Source organism: Sphingopyxis panaciterrae (genome assembly GCF_011762125.1).
Lineage (GTDB): Bacteria > Pseudomonadota > Alphaproteobacteria > Sphingomonadales > Sphingomonadaceae > Sphingopyxis > Sphingopyxis panaciterrae.
Genome location: NZ_JAASQN010000001.1, coordinates 1,264,006 through 1,286,981 on the forward strand (window position 1 = coordinate 1,264,006; position 22,976 = coordinate 1,286,981).

Below are 22,976 nucleotides of genomic sequence, written 5' to 3' on the forward strand. Positions count from 1 at the left end.
CGTCATGCTCGTCACCCGCACTTGATCCGGGGTCGCGCTTTTCGCCGTTGCGGAGCGGAATCCCGGATCAGGCCTGTCCTGAGCTTGTCGAAGGGGCCGGGGTGACGATGAGGGGAGGGGACTGGATTATTTCCCCAGCAGCGGCGCCAGATACTGCCCGGTGAAGCTGCGCTTCTCCTTCACCACCTGTTCGGGGGTGCCCGCCGCGACGATTTCGCCGCCCTTCACCCCGCCTTCGGGGCCGAGATCGAGGATATAATCGGCGGTCTTGATGACATCCAGATTATGCTCGATCACCACGACGCTGTTGCCCTGGTCGACCAGCGCCTGCAGCACTTCGAGCAGCTTGCGGACATCCTCGAAATGCAGGCCGGTCGTCGGTTCGTCGAGGATGTAGAGCGTCTGCCCGGTCGAGCGGCGCGAGAGTTCCTTGGCCAGCTTGACGCGCTGCGCCTCGCCCCCCGACAGGGTCGTCGCCTGCTGCCCGACCTTGATGTACCCCAGACCCACGCGGACGAGCATCGCCATCTTCTCGCGGATCGACGGCACCGCCTTGAAGAATTCGGCCGCATCCTCGACCGTCATGTCGAGCACGTCGGCGATGCTGTGGCCCTTGAACTTCACCTCGAGCGTTTCGCGGTTGTAGCGCTTGCCGTGGCACGTCTCGCACGTCACATAGACGTCGGGCAGGAAGTGCATCTCGATCTTGATCAGCCCGTCGCCGGTGCAGGTCTCGCAGCGCCCACCCTTGACGTTGAAGCTGAAACGCCCCGGCTTGTACCCGCGCGCCTGGCTTTCGGGCAGCCCCGCGAACCAGTCGCGGATGATCGTGAAAGCGCCGGTGTACGTCGCGGGGTTCGACCGCGGGGTGCGGCCGATCGGCGACTGGTCGATGTCGATCACCTTGTCGCAATGCTCCAGCCCCTTCAGGCTGTCGTGCGGCCCCGCGACCATCCGCGCGCCGTTGAGCACGCGCGCCGCGCTGGCATAGAGGGTGTCGATGATCAGGCTCGACTTGCCGCTGCCCGACAGCCCGGTCACGCAGGTGAAGGTGCCGAGCGGGATCTTCGCGGTGACATTATTGAGGTTGTTCGCGCGCGCGCCCTTGAGCACGAGGTCGAAGCCATTGCCCTTGCGGCGGTGCTTGGGCACTTCGATCTTCTTCGCGCCGGTGAGATACGCCGCGGTCAGGCTGTTCTTGTTCGCGAGCACTTCTTCGAGCGTGCCCTCGGCGACGATCTCGCCGCCGTGGAGGCCCGCGCCGGGGCCCATGTCGACGACATAATCGGCGTGGCGGATCGCATCCTCGTCATGCTCGACGACGATCACGGTGTTGCCGAGGTCGCGGAGGCGCTTCAGCGTCGCGAGCAGCCGGTCGTTGTCGCGCTGGTGCAGGCCGATGCTCGGCTCGTCGAGCACGTAGAGCACCCCCGACAGCCCCGATCCGATCTGCGAGGCGAGGCGGATGCGCTGACTTTCGCCGCCGCTCAATGTGCCGCTGGTGCGGTTGAGGTTGAGGTAATCGAGCCCGACATTGTTGAGGAAGCCCAGCCGCTCGTTGATCTCTTTCAATATCGCCTTGGCGATCTGGCGCTGCGTATCGTTCAGCTTCGCGTCGAGCGTGCTGAACCAGCCGAGCGCGTCCGCCACGCTGCGCTGCGCCGACAGGCTGATATCCTCGCCCGCGATCTTCACCGCGAGCGGTTCGGGGCGCAGCCGCGCGCCGTGGCATGTCTCGCACGGATGCGGCGCCTGATATTTGCTCAGCTCCTCGCGCATCCATGCGCTCTCGGTCTGGAGCAGGCGGCGGTTGAGGTTGCCGATGACGCCCTCGAACGCCTTGTGCGTCGTATAGCTGCGTTTGCCGTCCTTGAAGGTTAGCTCGACGGGCTTGCCGCCGCTGCCGTAAAGGATGATCAGCTGCACCTCGCCGGGCAGGTCCTGCCACGGCGTCGTCAGGTCGAAGCCATAGGCTTTGCCGAGGCTTTCGAGCACCTGCATATAATAAGGCGAGGGCGGGTTCGATTTCGCCCACGGCACGATCGCGCCTTTTTTCAGGCTCAGCGCATGGTTGGGGACGACAAGATCGGGGTCGAACTCCTGCCGCTCGCCGAGCCCGTCGCAGGCGGGGCAGGCGCCCTGCGGCGCGTTGAAGCTGAACAGCCGCGGTTCGATCTCGGCGATCGTGAAGCCCGAAACGGGGCAGGCAAATTTCTCCGAGAAGATGAGGCGGTTGGCGGGAATACCCGCGCCCTTCATCGCGCCGCCGGTGTCTTCCTCCTCGCGCCCTGGCACCGGGCCGTCGGCGAGGTCGACATAGGCAAGCCCCTCGGCAAGCTTCAGCGCGGTCTCGAAGCTGTCGGCGAGCCTTGTGCCGAGCCCTTCGCGCACCGCGATACGGTCGACCACGACTTCGATGTCATGCTTGTATTTCTTGTCGAGCGTCGGCGCCTCGCCGATCTCGTAAAATTCCCCGTCGATCCTGACTCGCGTGAAGCCGTCCTTCTGCCACTGCGCGAGTTCCTTCTTATATTCGCCCTTGCGGCCGCGCACGACGGGGGCGAGCAGATAGGCGCGGGTTCCCTCGGGCAATGCCATCACACGGTCGACCATGTCGGTGACCGTCTGCGCGCTGATCGGCTCGCCGGTTGCCGGCGAATAGGGAATGCCGACACGCGCCCACAGCAGGCGCATATAGTCGTAGATTTCGGTCACCGTCGCGACGGTCGAGCGCGGGTTGCGCGACGTCGTCTTCTGCTCGATGCTGATCGCCGGCGACAGCCCGTCGATATGCTCGACGTCGGGCTTTTGCATCATTTCGAGAAACTGGCGCGCATAGGCCGACAGGCTCTCGACATAACGCCGCTGGCCCTCGGCATAAATGGTGTCGAAGGCGAGCGACGATTTGCCGCTGCCCGACAGGCCGGTGATGACGATCAGCGCGTCACGCGGCAGGTCGACGTCGACGCCCTTCAGATTATGCTCGCGCGCACCGCGCACCTTGATGTGGGTGAGACTCATGGGAGAGGTATGTTCCAGATTTGTTCTTGGCGCGCAAGAGGGGAGAGGCGCAAGGAAGATAGGGATGCGATATGGGGGCTGCAATGGACAGCTTCCGGAGGCGGGCGGGAACTGTTGGGCCATCGGTACGTATAAGCTGCTGATCTGGAGGGAGGATCGCGATATGATAATTTCTCGTTCTTTGTTGGCGGGACTTGCCGTCACCGCGCTGGGGCTGACCGCCTGTCAGCAGGATGCTGCGCCGGCTGCCGACGAAACGGCGGCGACCGGAACCGCGGCGTCCGGCGAGCGCAGCAATGGCGTGGTTCGCGAGGAGGTCGTCCCGGCAGCCCCGCCCGCGCTGCCCGCCATCCAGACGCAGCCGGGCCCGGACGGCATCCAGTTCGCGCTGCTCAAGGCGGCGGTGACCGGCGACATCCTGACCGTGACGGTCAATTGCACCTCTGAAAAGAGCAAATGGGCCTATCTGAAACTCGATGAGATCAGCGTCATCGACGACACCACGTCGCAGCGCATCGGTGTGCTCAAGGATAATGGCGGGGCCTGGATGGGCTCGCCGCTCAACGGCAAGGATCGGATCGGGCTGAACTGTTCGCCCAATGGCGTGATCTGGGCCAAATTCCCGGCCCCCCCGGCGAGCAGCCCGACCGTGTCGATCAATTTTCCGGGCGTTGCACCGTTTGACGGAGTGACGGTGGCGCGATGAGGGCGACACTTGTCCTCATCGGCGGGCTGATGTTGGTCGCGGGCTGTTCCGACGGGGAGGATGCCGCCGACACCGGAGGCAAGAATGGTGGCGCCGCGACGGCATCGACGGCGAGCGCCGGGGCCGGAAACCGGCCGGCACCCGGAGGGACGATGAAGGCAGACGTCAGCGCCCTGGCGGCGGACACCAGCGGCCTTGAGGTCCGGATCACCGATATGGGTACGATCATCGACTTGCCGAGCGACACACTCTTCGACTTTGACAAGGCGACTCTCACGGCCGCCGCGGAGGTGGAACTTGCCAAAGCGGCCGAAATGATCCGCAGGGCGCCGCCGGGCGCGATCGAGGTGATCGGACATACCGACAGCAAGGGTGAGGACGACTATAACCGGAAACTCTCCGAAGCGCGGGCGAAGACGGTCGCAGAGTGGTTCGGGCGGCAGGTTGGGGTGCGGCAGCGCGAATTCCGGGTGTCGGGCAAGGGCGAAGCCGCCCCGATCGCGGCCAACGCAATGGCGGACGGCGTCGATGATCCGGCTGGCCGGGCGAAGAATCGACGGGTCGAAGTCCTGCTCCCGGCCGGGGCGTCTTCCCGCTAAGGCCTGAGTCCGACATCTGCGCCGGAAATCTACCAACGCGGCTTTTGAATCGACCAGTGTCGGCGTGCTCACTTGACTGGCGGGCGTGGTGGCCGACAGTGCGAACCATAGTCGCCGGGCAGGGGTGTCGGCGCAGGAGACCCGAAATGAAAACCGTTTTTATGGGAGCCGCAACCGCAGCTTTGGCTGTATCGTTGATCGCCGGGCCGGCGATCGCACGTGAAATGCCGGCGCGGGCCGCCACAATGACCGATGGCGACAAGGCAGGCGGTGCAGACGACACATCGCTGAAGGCACTCACTTTTGGCAATTGGGGCGTCGACCTGACCGCGCGTGACGAGACGGTGAAGCCCGGCGACGATTTCGACAAATATGCCAACGGCGGCTGGTTCGCGCGCACCGAAATTCCGGCCGATCAGCCGTCGGCCGGGGTCGATTACGACGTCTATAACCTGACCCAGCGCCAGCTTCGCCAGCTGGTAACGAGCGCCCCGGCGACGAGCCAGGTCGGCGGGCTGTACCAAAGCTTCATGGACGAAAAACGCGTCGATGCGCTTGGCAGCAAGCCGCTGATGGCCGATATCGCGGCGGTCGCCGCGATCAAGGATAAGAGCGCGATGGCGCGCTTCATGGGCACGACGCAGGGGACGTTCGGCGCGACGATCGTCGGCGGCGGACCCTATGCCGACACCGATGATCCGACCACGAACGTGCTATGGCTGGGGCAGGGCGGGCTCGGCCTGCCCGACCGCGAATATTATCTGACCGACAGCTTCAAGCCGCAGCTGGGCGCCTATCGCGCCTATATCGCGCGGACGATGAAGATGGTCGGCAATGCCGATCCCGACAAGGCGGCCGACGCGATCCTTGCGTTCGAAACCGAAATCGCCAAGGTCAGCTGGGCGATCGCCGACCGCCGCGACGTCGGCAAGATCAACAACCCGATGTCGTCGGCCGAGCTTGCCGCCTATGCGCCGGGCCTCGACTGGACCGCCTGGTTCGCGGGAGCCGGGCTGGCGCCGCAAAAGCGCATCATCGTCAACGAAAACACCGCGATCCGCGACATCGCCGTGCTCTATGCCAAGACACTGCTCGACACGATCAAGCTGTGGCAGCAGTTCCATGTCGCCGACAATGCGGCGATCTATCTGTCGAAGGATTGGGTCGACAGCCGCTTCGAATATACCAAGGCGCTGAGCGGCGTCGGCGAACTGCGCCCGCGCTGGAAACGCGGGCTGACCCTCGTCGATGGCAGCCTTGGCGAGTTGGTGGGCGAAACCTATTCGCAGCAATATTTCCCGGCCAGCGCCAAGGCGAAGATGGAGACGCTGGTCGGCAACCTGAAACTCGCGATGGGCGACCGCATCCGGAACAATAGCTGGATGGCGCCCGCGACCAAAGACGCCGCGCTCGCCAAGCTCGACAAGATGGATGTCATGGTCGGCTATCCCGACAAATGGCGCGACTATTCGGGGCTGAAGATCGATCCCGCCGACCTTTACGGCAATGTGAAGCGCAGCGCGGCGTTCGAATATGCCTATGGCCTGTCGGACCTCGGCAAACCCGTCGATCGCAAGAAATGGTCGATGAACCCGCAGGAAGTGAACGCCTATAATGGCGGGCTGGAGAATAAGATCGTTTTCCCGGCCGGCATCCTGCAGGCGCCCTATTTTGCCGAAAATGTCGACGACGCGGTCAATTATGGCGCGATCGGCGCGGTGATCGGCCATGAGATCACGCATGGTTTCGATGATCAGGGGCGCAAGATCGACGCCAGCGGCGCGGTCCGCGACTGGTGGACGCCCGAGGATGCGGCGCGCTTCGAGGCGCAGGCCAAGGCGTTCGGGGCGCAATATGCGACCTATGAAGCGGCGCCGGGCGCCTTCGTCAATCCCGACCTGACGATGGGTGAGAATATCGCCGACCTTGCCGGACTCGAGGTCGCCTATGACGCCTATCACCGCTCGCTGGGCGGCAAGGACGCGCCGGTGATCGACGGCCTGACCGGCGACCAGCGCTTCTTCCTCGCTTTTGCGCAGGCGTGGCGGGACAAGGCGCGCGAAGATGCGATCAAGCAGCAGGTGGCCAGCGATCCGCACAGCCCGGCGCGCTGGCGCGTCATTGGCCCGGTGCGCAATGTCGATGCGTGGTACAAGGCGTTTAACGTCGACGTGGGCGCCAAATATTATCTGAAGCCCGAGGCACGGACGCGCATCTGGTAGTCCTGAGACCCCTTTCTCAGGATGAGGCGGGGGCGGCTTCGCGCCGTCCCCGTATCGTCATCACGACCAGCGACAGCGCCGCGCCGATGATGACGAACAGCGCGGGAAAACCGCCGAGCACCGACATCATCCGGATGCCGTCGATCCCCGACGCGGCGACGAGCATCACCGCGACCAGCCCGACGGTGACGCCCCAGACCGCTTGCACCCCGATCGGCGCTTCGGGCGCGTCGGGCGAAATGCCGCGGGTCGACAGCGCGCTCATCGCCGACACATTGGCGTCGGCCCCCGCGACATAGGACAGGAAGATCGCGAACAGCACCGTCGCGGTCACCACCGGCCCGCCGCCGAGCGCGTCGAACAGGCGGAACAGCACCGGATCGGGACCTTGCGCGCTCAGGATCGCATAGAGGCTCGCGCCGCTCTGCTGGTCGAGGATAATCGTCGCCCCCGCGATCGCGGTCATCCACACCGCCCCGAACAGCGCGGGCAGGATCAGGTTGACGAGGATGAAGGCGCGGACGCTGTATCCGACCGCCAGCCGCCCGAGGAACAGCGCGGTCACCGGCGCCCAGGCGAACCAGTTCGCCCAGTTGAAGATCGTCCATTGCCGGTGCCAGTCGCCATCGACGTCGAGGCCCAGGTTGCGCGGCACGAAGGTCGCGAAATAATCGCCGCCGCCGCGCAGCGACAGGCCGAGCATCTGGGCGGTCGGCCCGGCGACCAGGACGAAGGCGATGATCGCGAAAAACAGCCAGGTGTTGAGCACCGACAGCCCGGCGATGCCCTTTTGCAGCCCGGTCGCGGCGGAGAGCAGGAAGCTGCCGACGATCAGCGCCGCGATGCCCCAGCGCAGCGGCGTCCCGCCGGCAAAGCCGCCAAGCCCCTCGATCCCGCCCGCGAGCGAAAGGATGCCGGCGCCGAGCGACGCCGCCATCCCCGCGACCAGCGCATAGAGGCAGATGATGTCGACCGCCGTGCCCACGGGGCCGTGCGCGCGCTGGCCGATCAGCGGCACGAACAGCGACGACAGGCTGAACGGTTCGCGGCGGTTGTAGTAAACAAGCGCGAAGGCCAGGCCGGCGACGGTATAGATGGCGTAGGGCGTCAGCGTCCAATGGAGGAACATCGTCGACATGGCGAAGGTCGCGGCGGCGTCGCTGCCGGGCTCGAGCCCCAGCATCGCGGGCGGCGCGTTGAGGTGGAACAGCGGTTCGGCGGCGCCCCAGAACAATATGCCGGTGGCGATGGTGGTGCACAGCATGACCGCGAACCAGCGCCAGCGCCCCAGCAACGGCCGCGCATCGGGGCCGCCGATGATCACCGTGCCGAGCGGCGACAGCGCGACGAGCGCGAGCAGCACCAGAAAGGCGACCCCGGCGACGGCGAAGACGGGGCCGAGGCGGAGCAGTATCCAGTCGTTGATCGCCGTCTCCAGCGCGACAAAGGCGGCGCCCTGCCACAGGCTGAAGGTCAGCGCGGCGACGAGCACTGCCAGCGGCACGAAAAAGACGGGGCGATTGATCGGGTGACGCGATGGGGCTGGCAAATGATCCGCCGTTCGGACAAGAGGAGCAGGTCAGCATGACGGCCTCCGGCGCCGAGGTCAAACGACGCGGGAACGCCCGATGCGCCAGAACGTTGGACGGGCAGGATTTTGATGGAAGGATATGCTTCGATGAGCAGGAAGATTCTGGCCGCCGCCGCGATCGCTGTATTGATCGGCTCGACCCACGCCATGGCCTTTCAGGCCGCGCCCGAGGCCCCGCCCGCCGCGGCCGGGACGAAGCCCGACGGCACCACGCCCGAAGAGCGTTCGAACACCGCCCGGCTGAACGCCGAACAGGCGGCGCGATCGAAGGCCGAAAATACGACCTACGAGCAGGAAGTGTCCGCGGTGGCCCAGCAAACCGCGGCCGACCAGGCGCGCTTCGCCGAAGAAACGGCGGCCTATGAAGCCGAAAAGGCGCGGGTTGCCGCGATGTCGGCCGAAGAACGCATGCAGTGGGAAGCCGATGTCGCGGCGTGCCGGGGCGGGGATGTCAGCCGCTGCGCAAAACCGGCCGTTCCGCCCCGGCACTGATCGGGTCGGTCCTCGCGCCATCGGCAACCGGGTGGACCCGGCATCGGCGCGCGCCGTCAGGGCTGCATGATCGCCTTGACGTCGTGCAGATAGGTGCGCCCGATCCGGTGGACGCCGCCTTCGCCCAGATCGACGCTCCACGCGCCGTCGCCATGGTGGCGCAGCCCGGCGATGCCGCCCCGGCGGACCATTTTCGACCGGTGGATGCGCATGAACTGGTCGGGATCCATCCGCGCTTCCAGCGACTTGATCGTCTGGTGGATCAGCCAGCTGCGGCTGCCGACATGCAGCCGCATATAATCGCGTTCGGCCTCGATCAGGTCGACCTGATCGGCATCGATCCGCAGCATCTCGCCGCGGTTCTGGACCCAGAATTCGCCGATCCAGCGGCTCTTCTGCTGGCCGCTGCGGTCGGCCATCCGCCATTCGCGGACGCGCGCCAGCGCGCGCGTGAGGCGGTCGGGCGCGACCGGCTTGAGCAGGTAATCGACCGCCGCGACGTCGAAGGCGGCCACGGCATAGCGGTCGAACGCGGTCACGAAGACGACCGCCGGCGGATTGTCGAGCTTCTCGATCGCGGCGGCGACGTCGATGCCGTTGAGGTCGGGCATCGCGATGTCGCACAGGACCAGGTCGGGCGCGAGCGCGTCGACCATGCGCAGCGCCGTGGCGCCGTCGCCGGCGGTGCCGACCAGCAAAACGCCGTCCTGCTGCTCCGCCAGCATCTGCAGCCGCTCGATCGCGAGCGGTTCGTCGTCGACAATCAGGGTCCGAAGCGTCTGTTGCATCGTCAGCATCCGTTACGCGCGAGCGGGAGCCACAGCGAGACGAAGAAGCCGCCATGGTCGGCGCGGCCCCATTCGCACCCCGCGGCCGGACCATAGCGCGTCAGCAGCCGTTCGCGAACATTGCCGAGGCCAAGGCCGGTGCCGGGGGCCGGGGTCGGCGCCTTCGCATCGATGTCATTCTCGATCCGCAGCACCAGCAGGCCATATTCGCTGGTCGCCGCAACGCGGACCGCGATTTTCCCCTTGCTCGGCGCGACGCCGTATTTGATCGCATTTTCGATGATCGGCTGCAGGATGAGCACCGGGACGCAGGCATCTTCGAGCGCCGCCGGGATCGTCACTTCGACCTGCAAGCGGTCGGGAAAGCGTGCCTGTTCGATATCGAGGTAGAGCCGCTGGAGCGCGATCTCCTCGTCCAGGCTGACAAGCTGTTCGGGGTCGATCGCCAGGCTCGACCGCAGAAAGGCCGACAGGTTCATGATCATCGTTTCGGCTTCGGCCTTCGACCCGCGCATGACCAGCGTCGACAGCGAATTGAGCGTGTTGAACAGGAAGTGCGGATTGACCTGATAGTGCAGCGCACGCAGCTGGGCGTTCTTCGCCTCCAGCCGGAAATGATTGGCGCGCCGCTCGACCGCGCGCATTTCATTGGCATAGCCGAAGGCGACGTACAGCGCCGCCCAGACGGCGAAGAAGAAATACCAGCGGATCGAACTGTCGAGGATCAGCACGGTCTGCCAGGTCACCGGATATTGGCCGCGCAGGTCGTCGATGACCAGATGCGTGTCGGCGGCGGGGAACCAGTAATAGAAGACGAGCAGGTTGACGCTGGCGTAGATGATGACCAGCGGCACCGCGGCGCCCATCGCGACCGCCAGCCGCGCGCCGAAGCTTTGCGGCTGGATGCGCTGGAGCAGCTTGTACAGCACGAAGGTGCACAGGATTCCGGCGACGACGACGACCCCGCGCCGCCAGATCTGCTCCCATTGGCCCGACGGACCGGTGAGCAGGGCGAGGCCGGTGCTGATCAGGAAATAGAGCAGCCACATCGCGATGATCGAACCGATTGCGACGCGCGGATTGACGCGGGCATCCGACGCGCGCCAGTCGGGCGCCGCGGCAAGCATCTTGGCGCGCTGGTCGCGCAGGGCGTCGCTGTTGACGGTCATCTTCATCATCGCCGGTTTAGCGTCAAAATCCTGCCAAAGGCCAGCCGGCGCGCGGCCATCAGTCGAAGGCGCGCGCGCTTTGGTCGAAACGCCGCAGCGTTATCCGGCCGCCGGTTGCGGCAGGGCGCGGCGCCAGTTGCCGCGCTTGAAGATGATCCAGGCCATCGCCAGCGACGCGAGCGACGACAGCGGAAAGCTCCACCAGATGATATCGCTGCCGATCAGCGGATAGCCGAAATGATAGATGCCGAAGCGGATCGGGAACATCGACACGAACAGGATGATCAGCGGCGGCATCACCGCGCCGTTCGCGCGCAGCGTGCTGATCAGGACGATCGTGGTGCCAAAGGGCAGGAAGGTCCAGGTCGCGATCAGCTGGATATTGCGCGAGACCTCGATCGCCGGACTGCCGCTGCCAAGGAACAAGGCGAGCGCGGCGCGGTCGAACAGCAGGAGCAATATGATCAACACGCCGGTCATGACCAGGTTGATCGCGATGCCGCTGTTGGTCACCGATCCGACGCGATCCCAGCGCTGCGCGCCGATATTCTGCGCCGCCATCGAACTGACCGCCGCGCCGATCGCCAGCGCGGGCATCTGGATATAATTCCATAGCTGCAACGTCGCGCCATAGGCTGCGGCGGTAACCATCCCCTCGCGGTTGACCAGTCCGACCATGATCAGCCCGGCGCCTGAAATCACGAACATCTGCGCGCCCATCGGCAGCCCGCGTCCGATAATGAAGCGCAGTTCGCTCCATTTGGGGAGCAGATAGGAAAGCTCGGGTCCGCGCAGGCGCAGGACATGGTTCTTCTTGTAGAACCAGGCGATCATACCGATCATGCTGATCGTTCCCGCCGCCGCCGTCGCCAGCGCGCTGCCCGCGATGCCCAGCCGGGGGAAGGGGCCAAGCCCCAGGATCAGCACCGGGTTGAAGATGATGTCGAGCACCACGGCAAGGATCATGAAGCGCAGCGGCGTCACCGCATCGCCCGCACCGCGCGACGCCATCATCAGCGTCACCGACAACATGCTCGCCGGCACGGCGAGGAAGGTGACGCGCAGATAGTCATGCGCCAGCGCAAAGGCCTCGGGCGGGGTTTCGAGCCAGCGCAGGATGCGGTCCGACGCGAACCAGCCGATGATTGCGATCACGACCGAGAAGAGGAGGGCGAGGCCGATGACGCCGCCGGTGGCGCGGCGCGCGGCGTCGATGTCGCCGCGCCCCATCGACTGGCCGATCAGCACTGTTGCCGCCATGCCGAAACCGAAAAAGGCACCGAACATCAGGAACATGATGATATTGGCGTTGGCGGTCGCGGCGAGCGCGCTGTTGCCCAGGAACTGCCCGACCCAGATCGAATTCACCGAACCCGACAACGTCTGGAGGATGTTCGACGCGAGCGTCGGCAAGGCGAAGAGGATCAGCGTCTTGGTGATCGGCCCGCTGGTCAGGTCCATCCGCCCGCCGCCGCGCGCGGTCTGGCGCGGCGGGATCGGGCTGGCGGCGGGGTCCGCTGCCGCCGCGACCGGGGTCGGCGTGACGGGTTGTCCGTCGGTCACGCCGGACCGCCTTCGAGGTCGCCGACGCATTGGGTTTCGGGTTCGCTCTTCGCCATGCGTTCCAGCTCGCGCGTCTGCGCGGCAATGCCCGGGACAAGCGCATCGGGCTTCGCGCGATAGGACTCGATCAGTTGGATCGCCCACCGGTAATGGCGCGCCCCCGCGGCGCAGCTGTCGCTGCCGCCGTCGCCTTCGCCCCAGACTTCGCGCCAGCCGGCTTGGCCCTCGCGCGTCAGGATGATCTTGAAACCGCCGGTGATGCCATTGTCGCCCTCGGCATAGGCGATGGCGCGCGCACCGTCGTTCCATACCCGCAGATGGCGGAAGGTGAAGCGCAGGTCGGGATGCGTGCGCAGTGCGGTGAGGATTGCGGCGCGTTCGGCGCTGCCAACCGCGGGGGTATGCGGGCTCGCATCCCTGGCGGCGAGCGGCGCGGCGAAAAGCAGCCCCGTCGCCAGAACCAGCGTGCGCAAGCCCCGCATCATCCCAGCCGCGCCAGCGCGGCGGTCAGCCGGTCGGCCTCGGCTTCCTTGGCGGCATGGTCGGCGCGCGCCTTTTCGACCGCTTCGGGCTTCGCGCGCTCGACGAACGACGGATTGCCCAGGCGCCCGGCCAGGCCGTCGCGTTCCTTCGCGGCGGCGGCGAGCGCCTTGGTCAGCCGGTCGCGTTCGGCGGCGATGTCGATCACGCCTTCCAGCGGCACGGTGATCGTCTCGCCCTCGACGACAAGCTGTGCCGAAGCTCCCGCCGGTGCGGCTTCGAAACGGATCGCTTCGAGCCGCGCGAGGCGGTCGAGCTGCGCGGCGAGCTTGTCGGCACGATCTTTCAGCGACGCCGGGAAATGCGCGGTCAGCCGCGCACCCGGCGGCAGGCCGAGTTCGGCTTTCGCCGTCCGCAACTCGCTGACCAGCTTGATCAGCCAGTCGATATCGGCGCTGGCATCGGCATCGCGCGTGGCGTTCGGTGCCGGCCATTGCGCGGTGATCAGCGGATAGCCGGCGCGCTCGCCAAGCCCCGTCCACAGCTCTTCGGTGATGAAGGGCATGAACGGATGCAGCATGACGAGGATCTGGTCGAGCACCCAGCCCGCGACGGCCTTCGTCTCGTCGTCGATCGCGCCCTTGATCAGCTCCAGATACCAGTCGCAGAAGCGATCCCACGCAAAGCTGTAGATCGCGTTCGCGGCCTCGTCGAAACGATAGTCGGCCAGCGACTTGTCCATCGCCGCCACGGTCGCGGCGACCTCGCCGATGATCCAGCGGTTGACCGGCAGCATCGCGGCGGGCGCCGCGATGCTGGTCGATGCCGAAATGCCATTGGCTTCGCAGAAGCGCGCGGCATTCCACAGCTTGGTCGCGAAGTTGCGATAGCCCGCGAGCCGCGCGTCATCCATCTTGATGTCGCGGCCCTGGCTTTCCATCGCCGCCATGAAGAAGCGCAGCGCGTCGGCGCCATATTGGTCGATCAGGCCGAGCGGATCGACGACATTGCCCTTCGACTTCGACATTTTCGCGCCGTCGGGCGCGCGGACCAGGCCGTGGAGATACAGCGTCTTCCACGGCACGTCGCCCATGAACTCCATCCCCTGCATTGCCATGCGCGCATCCCAGAAGAACAGGATGTCGAAGCCGGAGACGAGCACGTCATTGGGGTAGTGGCGCTTGAGCAGCTCGGTGTCTTCGGGCCAGCCGAGCGTGGCGAAGGGCCAGAGCGCGGAGGAAAACCAGGTGTCGAGCACATCCTCGTCGCGCGTCAGGGCCACGCCCGCACCCGCCTCGGCTTGCGCTTCCTCTTCGGTCTCGGCGACGAAGATGCGGCCATCCTCGGCGTACCACGCCGGAATCCGGTGCCCCCACCAAAGCTGGCGCGAGACGCACCAGGGCTGGATATTCTCCATCCAGTTGAAGAAGGTCTTTTCCCAGGTCTTCGGCACGATGTTGATGCGCCCATCGCGCACCGCCGCCATCGGCGGCTGCGCCAGCGTTTCGGCGTCGACATACCATTGATCGGTGAGCCAGGGCTCGATCACCACGCCGCCGCGATCGCCGAACGGGGTCTGGATCGTGCGCGGCTCGGCGTCATGCGCGTTGCCATCCTTGTCGGTGTGCGGGATCAGGAAGCCCGCTTCCTTCATCTGTGCCACGACCAACTCGCGCGCGCCATCGACGCCGTCGCGCTTGAAGCGATGGAGGCCGAGATATTCGTCGGGGATCAGCCCGTCGCTCGTCTGGACGACATTCGCATCGCCATCGAACATGTTCAGCATCTCGCTCGCCTTGAAGCCCGCGCGCTTGCCGACTTCGAAGTCGTTGAAATCATGTCCCGGGGTGATTTTCACCGCGCCGCTGCCCAACTCAGGGTCGGCATGCTCGTCGGCGACGATCTTGAAACGGCGCCCGGTGATTGGCTGAAGAATCTCCTTGCCGATCACGCTCTGGTAGCGCGCATCGCCCGGGTGCACCGCGACCGCCATGTCGGCGAGCATCGTTTCGGGGCGCGTCGTCGCGACCTCGATATAATCGCGCCCGTCATCGAGCGTCACGCCGTCTGCGAGCGGATATTTGAAGTGCCAGAAGCCGCCCTGCACCTCGTGCGTTTCGACCTCGAGGTCCGAAATCGCGGTCTTGAGCTTCGGGTCCCAGTTCACCAGCCGCTTGTCGCGGTAGATCAGCCCCTTTTTGTGCAGGTCGACGAACACCTTGGCGACGGCGCGGTTGAGCCCGTCGTCCATCGTGAAACGCTCGTTCGCCCAGTCCATCGAACAGCCGAGGCGGCGGAGCTGGCCGGTGATCTGGCCGCCGCTTTCCGCCTTCCACTGCCACACTTTCTCGACGAATTCGTCGCGCGTGTAATTGGTGCGCTTGTCCTGCCGCTCTTCCATCTGGCGTTCGACGACCATCTGCGTCGCGATCCCGGCATGGTCCATGCCGACGACCCACAGCGCATCCTTGCCGCGCAGCCGTTCGTAGCGGATCAGCACGTCCTGCAACGTGTTGTCGAGCGCATGGCCGATGTGCAGCGCGCCGGTGACGTTCGGCGGCGGGTTGACGATCGTGAACGGCGTCGCGTCGGGACGCGCCGGACGATACAGCCCGCGGCTTTCCCACTCATGGGTCCATTTCGCCTCGATAGCGGCGGGATCAAAGGTTTTTTCCATCGGCATAGCCGAGCGCCTTTGCCAGCCATGCTGCGGCGCGGCAAGGGGGTGATCGCTTAAACGGCCTCTCCCCCTCGTCATGCCGGACTTGATCCGGCATCCCGCTTTCCTGCGTTGGATGGAAAAAGCGGGACCCCGGATCAAGTCCGGGGTGACGAGTGAAAGAAGAGTCGAGCTTATTTCTTCAGATAGGTCCCCAGCCAGTTGAACACGCTTTGGTGCCACTGCACGCTGTTCGCGCCCTTCAGCACCCAGTGATTCTCGTCGGGGAAGACCAGCAGCTCGGACGGCACGCCGCGGCGCTGGAGCACGGTGTAGGGAGCGATGCTCTGATAATAGGGCACGCGGTAATCCAGTTCGCCGGTGATCACCAGCGTCGGGGTTTTCCACTTGTCGACATGGTTCACCGGGTTCCATTTTTCGCCGTCGGTGCGTTCCCACCACGGCCCGCCATGATCCCATTCGTCGAACCACAGTTCCTCGGTTTCCATCGACATGGCGCGCAGGTCGAAGATGCCGGCATGGGTGACGAGGCATTTGAATCCGTCGGGCCAGTTGCCCGCGATCCAGTTCATCATATAGCCGCCGTACGACCCGCCGAGCGCGCAGGCGTTGGTGACGTCGATCCCGGCGTCCTGTTTGCCCGCCGCGGCGAGCCCCAGCTTCAGGTCTTCGAGCGGCTTGCCGCCCCAATCCTTGTTGATGCTGTCGGTGAAGGCCTGGCCATATCCGGTCGAACCATGGAAATCGATCGTGATCGTGCCATAGCCCTGCTGCGCGAACAGGCGCGGGTTCCAGCGCGTCGACCAGGCGTTGCCGAAGCTGCCCTGCGGCCCGCCATGGACGAGCAGCGCGACGGGCAGCTTGCCCCCCGCCGCATTGGCGGGCTTGAGGATCTGGCCCCACACCTTGTCGCCGCCGGCGCCCGCGAACTGCAGGCGCTCGACCTTGACCGGGTCGAACTGCGCCAGCTCGGCCGCATTGACGTTGGTGAGCTGCGCCACCTTGCCCCTGGCGTCGCGGACATAGACGTCGGTCGGCAGCAGCACGGTGTTGCGCGAATAGAGCAGCGCGCCGTTCGCCAGCGGGGTCACGTCGCCGATATTGCCGTCAAAGGCTTCGTTCGACGCCTTCAATTTCTCGACCTTGCCGCTCGCCGCATCGACGCGGAACACGGGGTGGTCGAGCACGTCCTGCGCGGTGACATAGAGCGACTTGCCGTCGGGCGCCCAGGCGATCGAGGCGACCGAACGGTCCCATGCGTCGGTGAGCCTGCGCGCTTCGCCGGTGGCAAGATCGCGCAGCATCAGCACCTGCCGGTCGGATTCATATCCCGCGCGCGCCATCGCGGCATAGGCGAGCCATTTGCCGTCGGGCGAGGGGGCGGGCAGCGTGTCGGTCGCCTGATTGGCCTCGGTCAGGTTGAGCGGCGGCATCCGCGCGTCGACCAGCACCTTGTAGATATCGAGGTTGGTCGACGTCGGCTCGCCCCGGTCGGCCTTGCGCAGCGTGAAATAGACGGTGCGGCTGTCGGGGCCCCACGCCAGTTCGCTGCCGTCGCCGAACGGTTTCGACGGGGTGTCGCCGATCAGCCCGCCATCGATCGCGCGCTCGGCTGTCGCCTTGCCGCCTGCCAGGTCGAAGACGAAGGGGCGGCTGTAGGTGCCGGGCGTTTCCCACTGATCCCAATGGCGGACGAAGCCGCTGCCGTCCTTGTACAGGCGGCCGGTGCCGGGGCCGGGCTGCGCGCCCTTGTCCTTCGCATCGCAGCCGAAGCTGGTGCATTCGCGCGGGATATCACCCCAGGCGAGCAGCTTCGTCCCGTCGGGCGAGATCTTGAAGCCCGCGACGTCGGCCTTGGCATCGGTAACCTGCGTCGCGGCGGCGTTCGCGGCCTGGGGGTCGATCCGCCAGACCTGGTCGCTGCCCGACGCATTCGAAAGGAAGAAGAGGATCCCATCCTTGTCGAAAGCCGGCGATGTCTCGTTCTTGCCCGCGGTGTCGGCGATGCGGACCGGCCGCGCATCCTTGGCATTGCGGTCGACGATCCACAGCCCGGTCGAGCGCTTGTAGCTTTCCGCCTCGGTCTCGGTCATCTGATAGACGACCCAGCGCCCGTCGGGCGAAGCGGCCGGCGCCGCGACGCGTTTCAGCGTGGCCAGGTCGACCTCGGTCATCGGGCGCGCGAAGGCGGGGGAGGAAAGGGCGGCGGCGAGCGCGAAGGCGCTGGCGAGGATGTGGTTACGCATGAAAGCGGTTTAGCGGCGGAGCGGGCAGGTTCAAGGGTAGAAGTGCTATCGCTGCCGCGCCTGCCAAACGGGACGTAAAACCCGACTTGGCGGCGACAAACTAAACCTCTCTGGCGCAAAGTGCCGGGGCGTCGCATCGGCGCGCTCGCCATGAAAGATTTGCGCGTGCCCCGTTGGAAGTCCCTCCCGAAAAGCCTTTTCACCCCGCTGCTGGCCGGGGCGAGCCTGCGCGACCGCGTGATCGCGAGCTTCGGCGCGCTCGCGGGGATCGGGATCGCCGGATGGATCTGCGCGACCCTGTTTCCCGTATCGATGCCGTGGCTCATCGCCCCGATCGGCGCATCGGCGGTGCTGCTGTTCGCGGTGCCCGCGAGCCCGCTGGCCCAGCCCTGGTCGATCGTCGGCGGCAATTTCCTGTCGGCCGTCTTCGGCGTCGTCGTGGCCCAGGCGGTCAGCGAGCCGGCGCTCGCCGCCGCGCTCGCCGTTTCGACCGCGATCCTCGTCATGTCGCTGCTGCGCTGCCTGCATCCGCCGGGCGGCGCCGCCGCGCTCAGCGCCGTTCTCGGCTGGCAGGGCTTCGCGGGTCATGCCGCCGATTATCTCGTCCCGGTCCTGCTCAACTCGCTCATCCTCGTCGCGATCGGCATGTTCTTCCACCGTTTTTCGGGCCACAGCTACCCGCACCGGGCGCGGCCGGTGGACGGAAAGACCGTCACGCCCGAACCCGTTGGCCTGCTGATGGACGATATCGACGGCGCGCTCGCCGATCTCGGCGAAACCTTCGACATCAGCCGCGAAGACCTCGCGCTGCTGCTGACGCGCGCCGAGGTGCACGCCGCGGCACGCCTCGCCAAGGTGCAGCTGGCCGCCGCCGGGAACAAGATGGCGGCCGGAAATGATGCGGAGCGCAAGCGCGCGAGAGCGCGGCTGTAATCGCATTTTGTCACCCCGTGAACGCCGGGGTGAGGGGCATGAACAGGCTTCGGCGGTCGAGCACTTCGGCCTTGATCGCCTGGTCGGGGCCAAGACGGAGGCGCCCCTGTCGCATTCGAACGCGGCCCCGTTGCGGATAGAGCGGCAGTCGATCTGGCGCTCCTGCTTAGAACTTCTGGTTTGTGGGGCGACGGCTTGTTTCTGATAACTCCATCCGATCACAGGAGTACAGATCATGAGGGTAATCGTCAGGCGGGCGGCTGCGATTATGGGGCTGGCAACGTTGGTGCCATCCCCGGTGATGGCGCAATCGGTGGCGCCGATCGTCGTTCCGGGCGGCGATATGGCGAAACTGGCGCCGCCCGCCGAGCCGGCCGATTACATCCGCCGCGAAGCGATGATTCCGATGCGCGACGGCGTGAAACTCTACACCGTCATGATGATCCCGAAGGGCGCGACGAATGCACCCATCGTGCTGACCCGCACCCCCTACGACGCGACCGCGCGTGCCATGCGCTCGCAGAGCCGCACGCTGATCAACGCAAGCCAGCGCAGCGAAGAGCAGTTCGTCCGTGCCGGTTACATCCGCGTGTGGCAGGATGTGCGCGGCAAATACAAGTCGGACGGCGAGTATGTCATGATGCGCCCGCCGGTCGGCCCGCTGAACGACACGGGCGTCGACAACGCCACTGACGCCTATGACACGATCGCCTGGCTCACCAACCCGGCAAACCTGCCGGAGAGCAATCGCCGCGTCGGCATGGTCGGCTCCTCCTACGAGGGGCACACGGTGGCGATGGCGCTGTTGCGTCCGCATCCGGCGCTGAAAGCTGCCGTCGCCGAAAGCCCGATGATCGATCAATGGCGCGACGACTGGTTTCACAATGGTGCGTTTCACAACATATATCTCGATTATTTCGCGATGCAGACCGGCTCCAAAGGCGCGGGGCCGCGTCCGCCACATCACGGCTACGACGACTATGACAATTTCCTGCGCGCCGGATCGACCCACGACTGGGCTGTAAAACATGGGCTGGACCAGATGCCCGTTTACAAGCGGCTCGAGGAACACCCCGCCTATGACGAGCTATGGCAGGGACAGGCGCTCGACCGGTTGCTCGCGGCCAATCCCTCCGACGTGCCGACGATCTGGGAAGCCGGGCTGTGGGATCAGGAAGAGATTCATGGCGCGGTGCTCGCCTGGGAAGCACTCAAGGCAGCTGGCAAGGCCGGCAACAATCATCTGATCATGGGGCCATGGCGGCACAGTCAGGTCAATCGCGAAGGGCGCAGCACCGGGGCATTTGTGTGGAACGGCGACACGGTACGGCAATATTGGGATCAGATGGTCATGCCGCTGTTCCGCGAACAGCTGGAAAGCGGGCCTAAGGCGGACCTGCCGTCGGCGATCCTGTACAACACCGCCGAGGATCGCTGGGAACGGTTCGCACGCTGGCCGCTGGCCTGTGAGCGCGACTGCGCCGTGCCCTTGACGCCGCTGAATCTGGCGGGCGAGGGCGGGCTGAGCTTCGCCCAAGGCGCGCGCGGCGAAGACAGCTATGTCTCGGACCCCGCCAAGCCGGTGCCGTTCATGCCGCGGCCCTATGACATGGACGAGTTCGCGGCGCCATGGACCACCTGGCGCCTTTCCGACCAGCGCCATGTCGACAAGCGGCCCGACGTGATGAGCTATGAGACCGGGCCGTTGACCGGGCCAGTGCGCGTTTCGGGCGTGCCGATTGCTGAACTGTTCGCACGCACGACCGGAACGGACGGCGACTTCATCGTCAAGCTGATTGACGTGTTCCCGCCGGAAAATGCGAATGATCCGCCGATGGGCGGCTACCAGCTTCCGATCAGTATCGAGATACTGCGCGGGCGCTATCGCGACGATCCCTCAAAGCCGAGCGCGATTCCGGCCAATATGGTGCAGCGCTATCGATTCCGGATGCCGGTGGTGAACCATGTGTTCCGGCCGGGGCATCGCATCATGGTGCAGGTGCAGTCATCGCTGTTCCCGCTCTACGATCGCAATCCGCAAACCTTCGTGCCGAATATCTTCCGCGCCAGGAAACAGGACTACCGCGCCGCCACGATCACGCTGGAACGCGGCGGCGCCGAGGGCAGCCGCGTGTGGCTGCCGGTGCTGCCGGTCGACAAACCGGAGAGCGCCGGCAAGTGATGGATTGTCGCGGGATAGATTGCGTCAAATCCTGGGGTCAGGACCCTAACGGACGAGCGCGCCGCCCTTCATCACATGGTCGATCTTCTCGAGCACGCTGACGTCGGCCAGTGGGTCGGCTTTGACCGCGACGAGGTCGGCGAAGCGGCCGGGGACGATGGCACCTATGTCGTCGCGCCCCATTTCGACCGCGGCGCGGCCGGTGGCCGACTGGATCGCCTGCATCGGCGTCATGCCATATTTGACCATATTGCGGAACTGGCGGCCGTTCAGCCCGTGCGGATAGACCCCGGCGTCGGTGCCGTAACCGATATTGACCCCCAGTTCGACGGCGCGGCGGAAGGCGGCGCGCTGGGTATCGGTCGTCTCGCGATTCTTGCGCAGATATTCCTCGGGCCAGCCTTCCTTCGTACCCTGCTCGTCGATGTAGGTGCCGTTGTAGATGTCCATCACCAGCCAGGTGCCGCGCTTTTTGGCGAGCTGGAGCGTCGCCTCGTCGGCGATGCTGGCATGCTCGATGCTGTCGACCCCCGCATTGATCGCATTCTGGATGCCGATCGCGCCATGGGCGTGCGCGGTGACTCTCTTGCCGCGGGCGTGCGCGACCTTCACGATCGCGCGAAGCTGGTCGACGGTGAGTTCGGGGGCGCCGGGCTCGGTGCCGATCGCCAGCACTGCGCCGGTCGCGATCGCCTTGATGAAGTCGGCGCCATGGTCGAGCAGCCAGGTCGCCTTGGCGGCCGCCTCCTCGGGCGTCGCGGCGACGCCCAGGCGCATGTCGGGCGGCAGCTGTTCGTTCGGGACGACGCCATTCAATTCGCCGCCGCCCTTCGGAATGGTGATGTACGCCCCCGCGACCCACATGCGCGGCCCCGGCACGTCGCCGCGCTCGATCGCGTTGCGCAGGGTTACGTCGGTCAGCCCGCGATAGGTGCCGACGTCGCGCACCGCGGTAAAGCCGGCGTCGAGCGTGACGCGCGCATTGCGCGCGCCGACAAGCGCGGTTTCGGCGGGCGACGCCTTGATCGGCGCGGCCAGGTCGGCGCTCTGGCCCAGATCGGCGAGATGGGTGTGCAGGTCGATCAGTCCGGGCAGGACGGTGAAGCCCGACCAGTCGAGCCGCGTCGCACCCGCTGGCGTCGCGCCGCACGCGGCGACCGCCGCGATACGCTCATCCGCGATCGTGATGCACTGGCCGGTCCGGACCTCGTTCGTCACCCCGTCGATCAGCCGCCCCGCCTCGACATAAAGCGTTGCGGCCGATGCCGGCGATGCCGCCAGAAAGGTCGCCGCCAGCGCGGCGGTCAGATGGCGGTGTCGAAGGCGTTGCACTGGCGCGGGTCTCCCGTTTGCAGGCCGCGGCGCAGCCAGGTCATGCGTTGTTCGCTGGTGCCATGGGTGAAGCTTTCGGGCACCGGGCGCTGTCCCGCCGAGCGCATCAGCGTGTCGTCGCCGATCGCATTGGCGGCGCGCATCGCTTCCTCCATGTCGCCCGCTTCCATCACCGGCTGGCCGGCGCTGTTCTTCGCCCGCGACGCCCAGACGCCGGCATAGCAGTCGGCCTGCAATTCCATACGGACTTGCAGCGCATTGCCGTCAGCCTGCGATCCACGCGCCTGCGCGGCGCGGACCTGGTCGGAAATGCCGCTGATCGTCTGGATATGGTGACCGACCTCATGCGCGACGACATAGGCTTGCGCCGCATCGCCCGCGGCGCCGAACTTGCGGTCGAGTTCGGTGAAGAAGTCGGTGTCGAGGTAGACATATTGGTCGGCGGGGCAATAGAAAGGTCCCATCGCCGACTGGGCGGGGCCGCAGCCCGACTTGTCCGTCGAATTCTGATAAAAGCGCAGCCTCGGCTTCTGGTAACCGCTGATCAGGCTGCCCCAGACCTGATGCGTCGACCCGAAGACATTGCAGGCAAAGCGTTCGCTTTCGGTGTCGCAGGCAACGCCTTGTGCGCCGCGGCTGTCGGCCGCCGGATCGGCGGTGCCGCCACCGCTGCTCAGCATATTCGCGCCCGGGCCGAGCAGGAAAAAGGCGACCGCACCGATCAGCAGGATCGTGCCGCAGCCCATTTTGCGCCCCAGCAGCATCGGCAGCAGGCCGATGAGCAAGCCGCCCATCCCGCCGCCACCGCCGCCGAAGCCGCCACCACCGCCACGGCCGAGATCTTCAATGTCGTCGCCTGGCTGATAATCATCGAGGCGCATCGGAACTCTCCAGCAATCGATTGGGTCTTTTACCGGTTCTGGCAGCAGCTCGCGGCAATTGGAAGCGTCTTCGCGCGGCGCCATGCAGGAC

General features: G+C 66.0%; 16 protein-coding genes. 6 read left to right on the forward strand and 10 right to left on the reverse strand.

The genetic code is table 11. From position 1 onward, the window contains the following. Window positions 1-126 precede the first annotated feature (126 nt). On the reverse strand, window positions 127-3,021 hold the full coding sequence (gene uvrA / locus FHR22_RS05815) for an excinuclease ABC subunit UvrA (RefSeq protein WP_166939845.1): 2,895 nt from the start codon (window positions 3,019-3,021) through the stop codon (window positions 127-129). Between the two features lie 163 nt (window positions 3,022-3,184). Between uvrA and FHR22_RS05820 the strand changes: the two genes are divergently transcribed. The 3 genes from FHR22_RS05820 to FHR22_RS05830 all read left to right on the forward strand — a co-directional run bounded on the left by FHR22_RS05820 (window position 3,185) and on the right by FHR22_RS05830 (window position 6,548). After that, entirely contained in the window at window positions 3,185-3,727 is a 543-nt protein-coding gene (locus FHR22_RS05820; protein WP_166939847.1) for a hypothetical protein, read from the forward strand. Next, on the forward strand, window positions 3,724-4,326 hold the full coding sequence (locus FHR22_RS05825) for an OmpA family protein (protein WP_166939849.1): 603 nt from the start codon (window positions 3,724-3,726) through the stop codon (window positions 4,324-4,326). The genes FHR22_RS05820 and FHR22_RS05825 overlap by 4 nt, the downstream gene beginning before the upstream one ends. Window positions 4,327-4,472: 146 nt before the next feature. After that, window positions 4,473-6,548: a M13 family metallopeptidase gene (locus tag FHR22_RS05830; RefSeq protein ID WP_166939851.1), complete on the forward strand. Its 2,076-nt coding sequence runs from the start codon at window positions 4,473-4,475 to the stop codon at window positions 6,546-6,548. Between the two features lie 16 nt (window positions 6,549-6,564). On the opposite strand, the gene FHR22_RS05835 is transcribed toward FHR22_RS05830, so the two are convergent. After that, window positions 6,565-8,097: a BCCT family transporter gene (locus FHR22_RS05835; protein ID WP_166939853.1), complete on the reverse strand. Its 1,533-nt coding sequence runs from the start codon at window positions 8,095-8,097 to the stop codon at window positions 6,565-6,567. Window positions 8,098-8,226: 129 nt separating this feature from the next. On the opposite strand from FHR22_RS05835, the gene FHR22_RS05840 reads away from it, so the two are divergent. Next, a complete protein-coding gene (locus FHR22_RS05840) occupies window positions 8,227-8,631 on the forward strand; it encodes a hypothetical protein (protein WP_166939855.1) in 405 nt (134 codons plus the stop codon). Window positions 8,632-8,687: 56 nt separating this feature from the next. On the opposite strand, the gene FHR22_RS05845 is transcribed toward FHR22_RS05840, so the two are convergent. From FHR22_RS05845 to FHR22_RS05870, 6 genes are all read right to left on the reverse strand, one after another. Next, window positions 8,688-9,419 (reverse strand): LytR/AlgR family response regulator transcription factor, encoded by a 732-nt coding sequence (locus FHR22_RS05845; RefSeq protein ID WP_166939857.1) that lies wholly within the window; start codon window positions 9,417-9,419, stop codon window positions 8,688-8,690. A gap of 2 nt (window positions 9,420-9,421) precedes the next feature. Further along, window positions 9,422-10,597 (reverse strand): sensor histidine kinase, encoded by a 1,176-nt coding sequence (locus FHR22_RS05850; protein WP_243853489.1) that lies wholly within the window; start codon window positions 10,595-10,597, stop codon window positions 9,422-9,424. A gap of 90 nt (window positions 10,598-10,687) precedes the next feature. Then, window positions 10,688-12,151 (reverse strand): MATE family efflux transporter, encoded by a 1,464-nt coding sequence (locus tag FHR22_RS05855; RefSeq protein ID WP_341786563.1) that lies wholly within the window; start codon window positions 12,149-12,151, stop codon window positions 10,688-10,690. After that, complete coding sequence (locus FHR22_RS05860) at window positions 12,148-12,636, reverse strand: hypothetical protein (RefSeq protein ID WP_166939859.1); 489 nt, start codon at window positions 12,634-12,636, stop codon at window positions 12,148-12,150. Before FHR22_RS05860 ends, FHR22_RS05855 begins: the two co-directional genes overlap by 4 nt. Then, on the reverse strand, window positions 12,633-15,314 hold the full coding sequence (locus FHR22_RS05865; RefSeq protein WP_166939861.1) for a valine--tRNA ligase: 2,682 nt from the start codon (window positions 15,312-15,314) through the stop codon (window positions 12,633-12,635). Before FHR22_RS05865 ends, FHR22_RS05860 begins: the two co-directional genes overlap by 4 nt. A gap of 170 nt (window positions 15,315-15,484) precedes the next feature. Next, window positions 15,485-17,557 carry a S9 family peptidase gene (locus FHR22_RS05870; protein ID WP_166939864.1) on the reverse strand — a complete coding sequence of 691 codons (2,073 nt, stop codon included), beginning with the start codon at window positions 17,555-17,557 and terminating at the stop codon, window positions 15,485-15,487. A gap of 165 nt (window positions 17,558-17,722) precedes the next feature. Between FHR22_RS05870 and FHR22_RS05875 the strand changes: the two genes are divergently transcribed. Then, window positions 17,723-18,490 carry an HPP family protein gene (locus FHR22_RS05875; RefSeq protein ID WP_341786564.1) on the forward strand — a complete coding sequence of 256 codons (768 nt, stop codon included), beginning with the start codon at window positions 17,723-17,725 and terminating at the stop codon, window positions 18,488-18,490. A gap of 235 nt (window positions 18,491-18,725) precedes the next feature. After that, window positions 18,726-20,672 carry a CocE/NonD family hydrolase gene (locus FHR22_RS05880; protein ID WP_166939868.1) on the forward strand — a complete coding sequence of 649 codons (1,947 nt, stop codon included), beginning with the start codon at window positions 18,726-18,728 and terminating at the stop codon, window positions 20,670-20,672. A gap of 45 nt (window positions 20,673-20,717) precedes the next feature. Here FHR22_RS05880 and FHR22_RS05885 read toward each other — a convergent pair whose 3' ends face one another. Continuing rightward, window positions 20,718-22,004 (reverse strand): amidohydrolase family protein, encoded by a 1,287-nt coding sequence (locus FHR22_RS05885; protein ID WP_166939870.1) that lies wholly within the window; start codon window positions 22,002-22,004, stop codon window positions 20,718-20,720. After that, window positions 21,977-22,885 (reverse strand): KPN_02809 family neutral zinc metallopeptidase, encoded by a 909-nt coding sequence (ypfJ, locus tag FHR22_RS05890; protein ID WP_166939872.1) that lies wholly within the window; start codon window positions 22,883-22,885, stop codon window positions 21,977-21,979. Before ypfJ ends, FHR22_RS05885 begins: the two co-directional genes overlap by 28 nt. Window positions 22,886-22,976 lie beyond the last annotated feature (91 nt).

Bases quoted from the DNA above. Each gene is read 5' to 3' on its own strand.
- uvrA (WP_166939845.1), bottom strand. From the start codon at position 3,021: ATGAGTCTCACCCACATCAAGGTGCGCGGTGCGCGCGAGCATAATCTG.
- FHR22_RS05820 (WP_166939847.1), top strand. From the start codon at position 3,185: ATGATAATTTCTCGTTCTTTGTTGGCGGGACTTGCCGTCACCGCGCTG.
- FHR22_RS05825 (WP_166939849.1), top strand. From the start codon at position 3,724: ATGAGGGCGACACTTGTCCTCATCGGCGGGCTGATGTTGGTCGCGGGC.
- FHR22_RS05830 (WP_166939851.1), top strand. From the start codon at position 4,473: ATGAAAACCGTTTTTATGGGAGCCGCAACCGCAGCTTTGGCTGTATCG.
- FHR22_RS05840 (WP_166939855.1), top strand. From the start codon at position 8,227: ATGAGCAGGAAGATTCTGGCCGCCGCCGCGATCGCTGTATTGATCGGC.
- FHR22_RS05845 (WP_166939857.1), bottom strand. From the start codon at position 9,419: ATGCAACAGACGCTTCGGACCCTGATTGTCGACGACGAACCGCTCGCG.
- FHR22_RS05850 (WP_243853489.1), bottom strand. From the start codon at position 10,597: ATGATGAAGATGACCGTCAACAGCGACGCCCTGCGCGACCAGCGCGCC.
- FHR22_RS05860 (WP_166939859.1), bottom strand. From the start codon at position 12,636: ATGATGCGGGGCTTGCGCACGCTGGTTCTGGCGACGGGGCTGCTTTTC.
- FHR22_RS05865 (WP_166939861.1), bottom strand. From the start codon at position 15,314: ATGCCGATGGAAAAAACCTTTGATCCCGCCGCTATCGAGGCGAAATGG.
- FHR22_RS05870 (WP_166939864.1), bottom strand. From the start codon at position 17,557: ATGCGTAACCACATCCTCGCCAGCGCCTTCGCGCTCGCCGCCGCCCTT.
- FHR22_RS05880 (WP_166939868.1), top strand. From the start codon at position 18,726: ATGAGGGTAATCGTCAGGCGGGCGGCTGCGATTATGGGGCTGGCAACG.
- ypfJ (WP_166939872.1), bottom strand. From the start codon at position 22,885: ATGCGCCTCGATGATTATCAGCCAGGCGACGACATTGAAGATCTCGGC.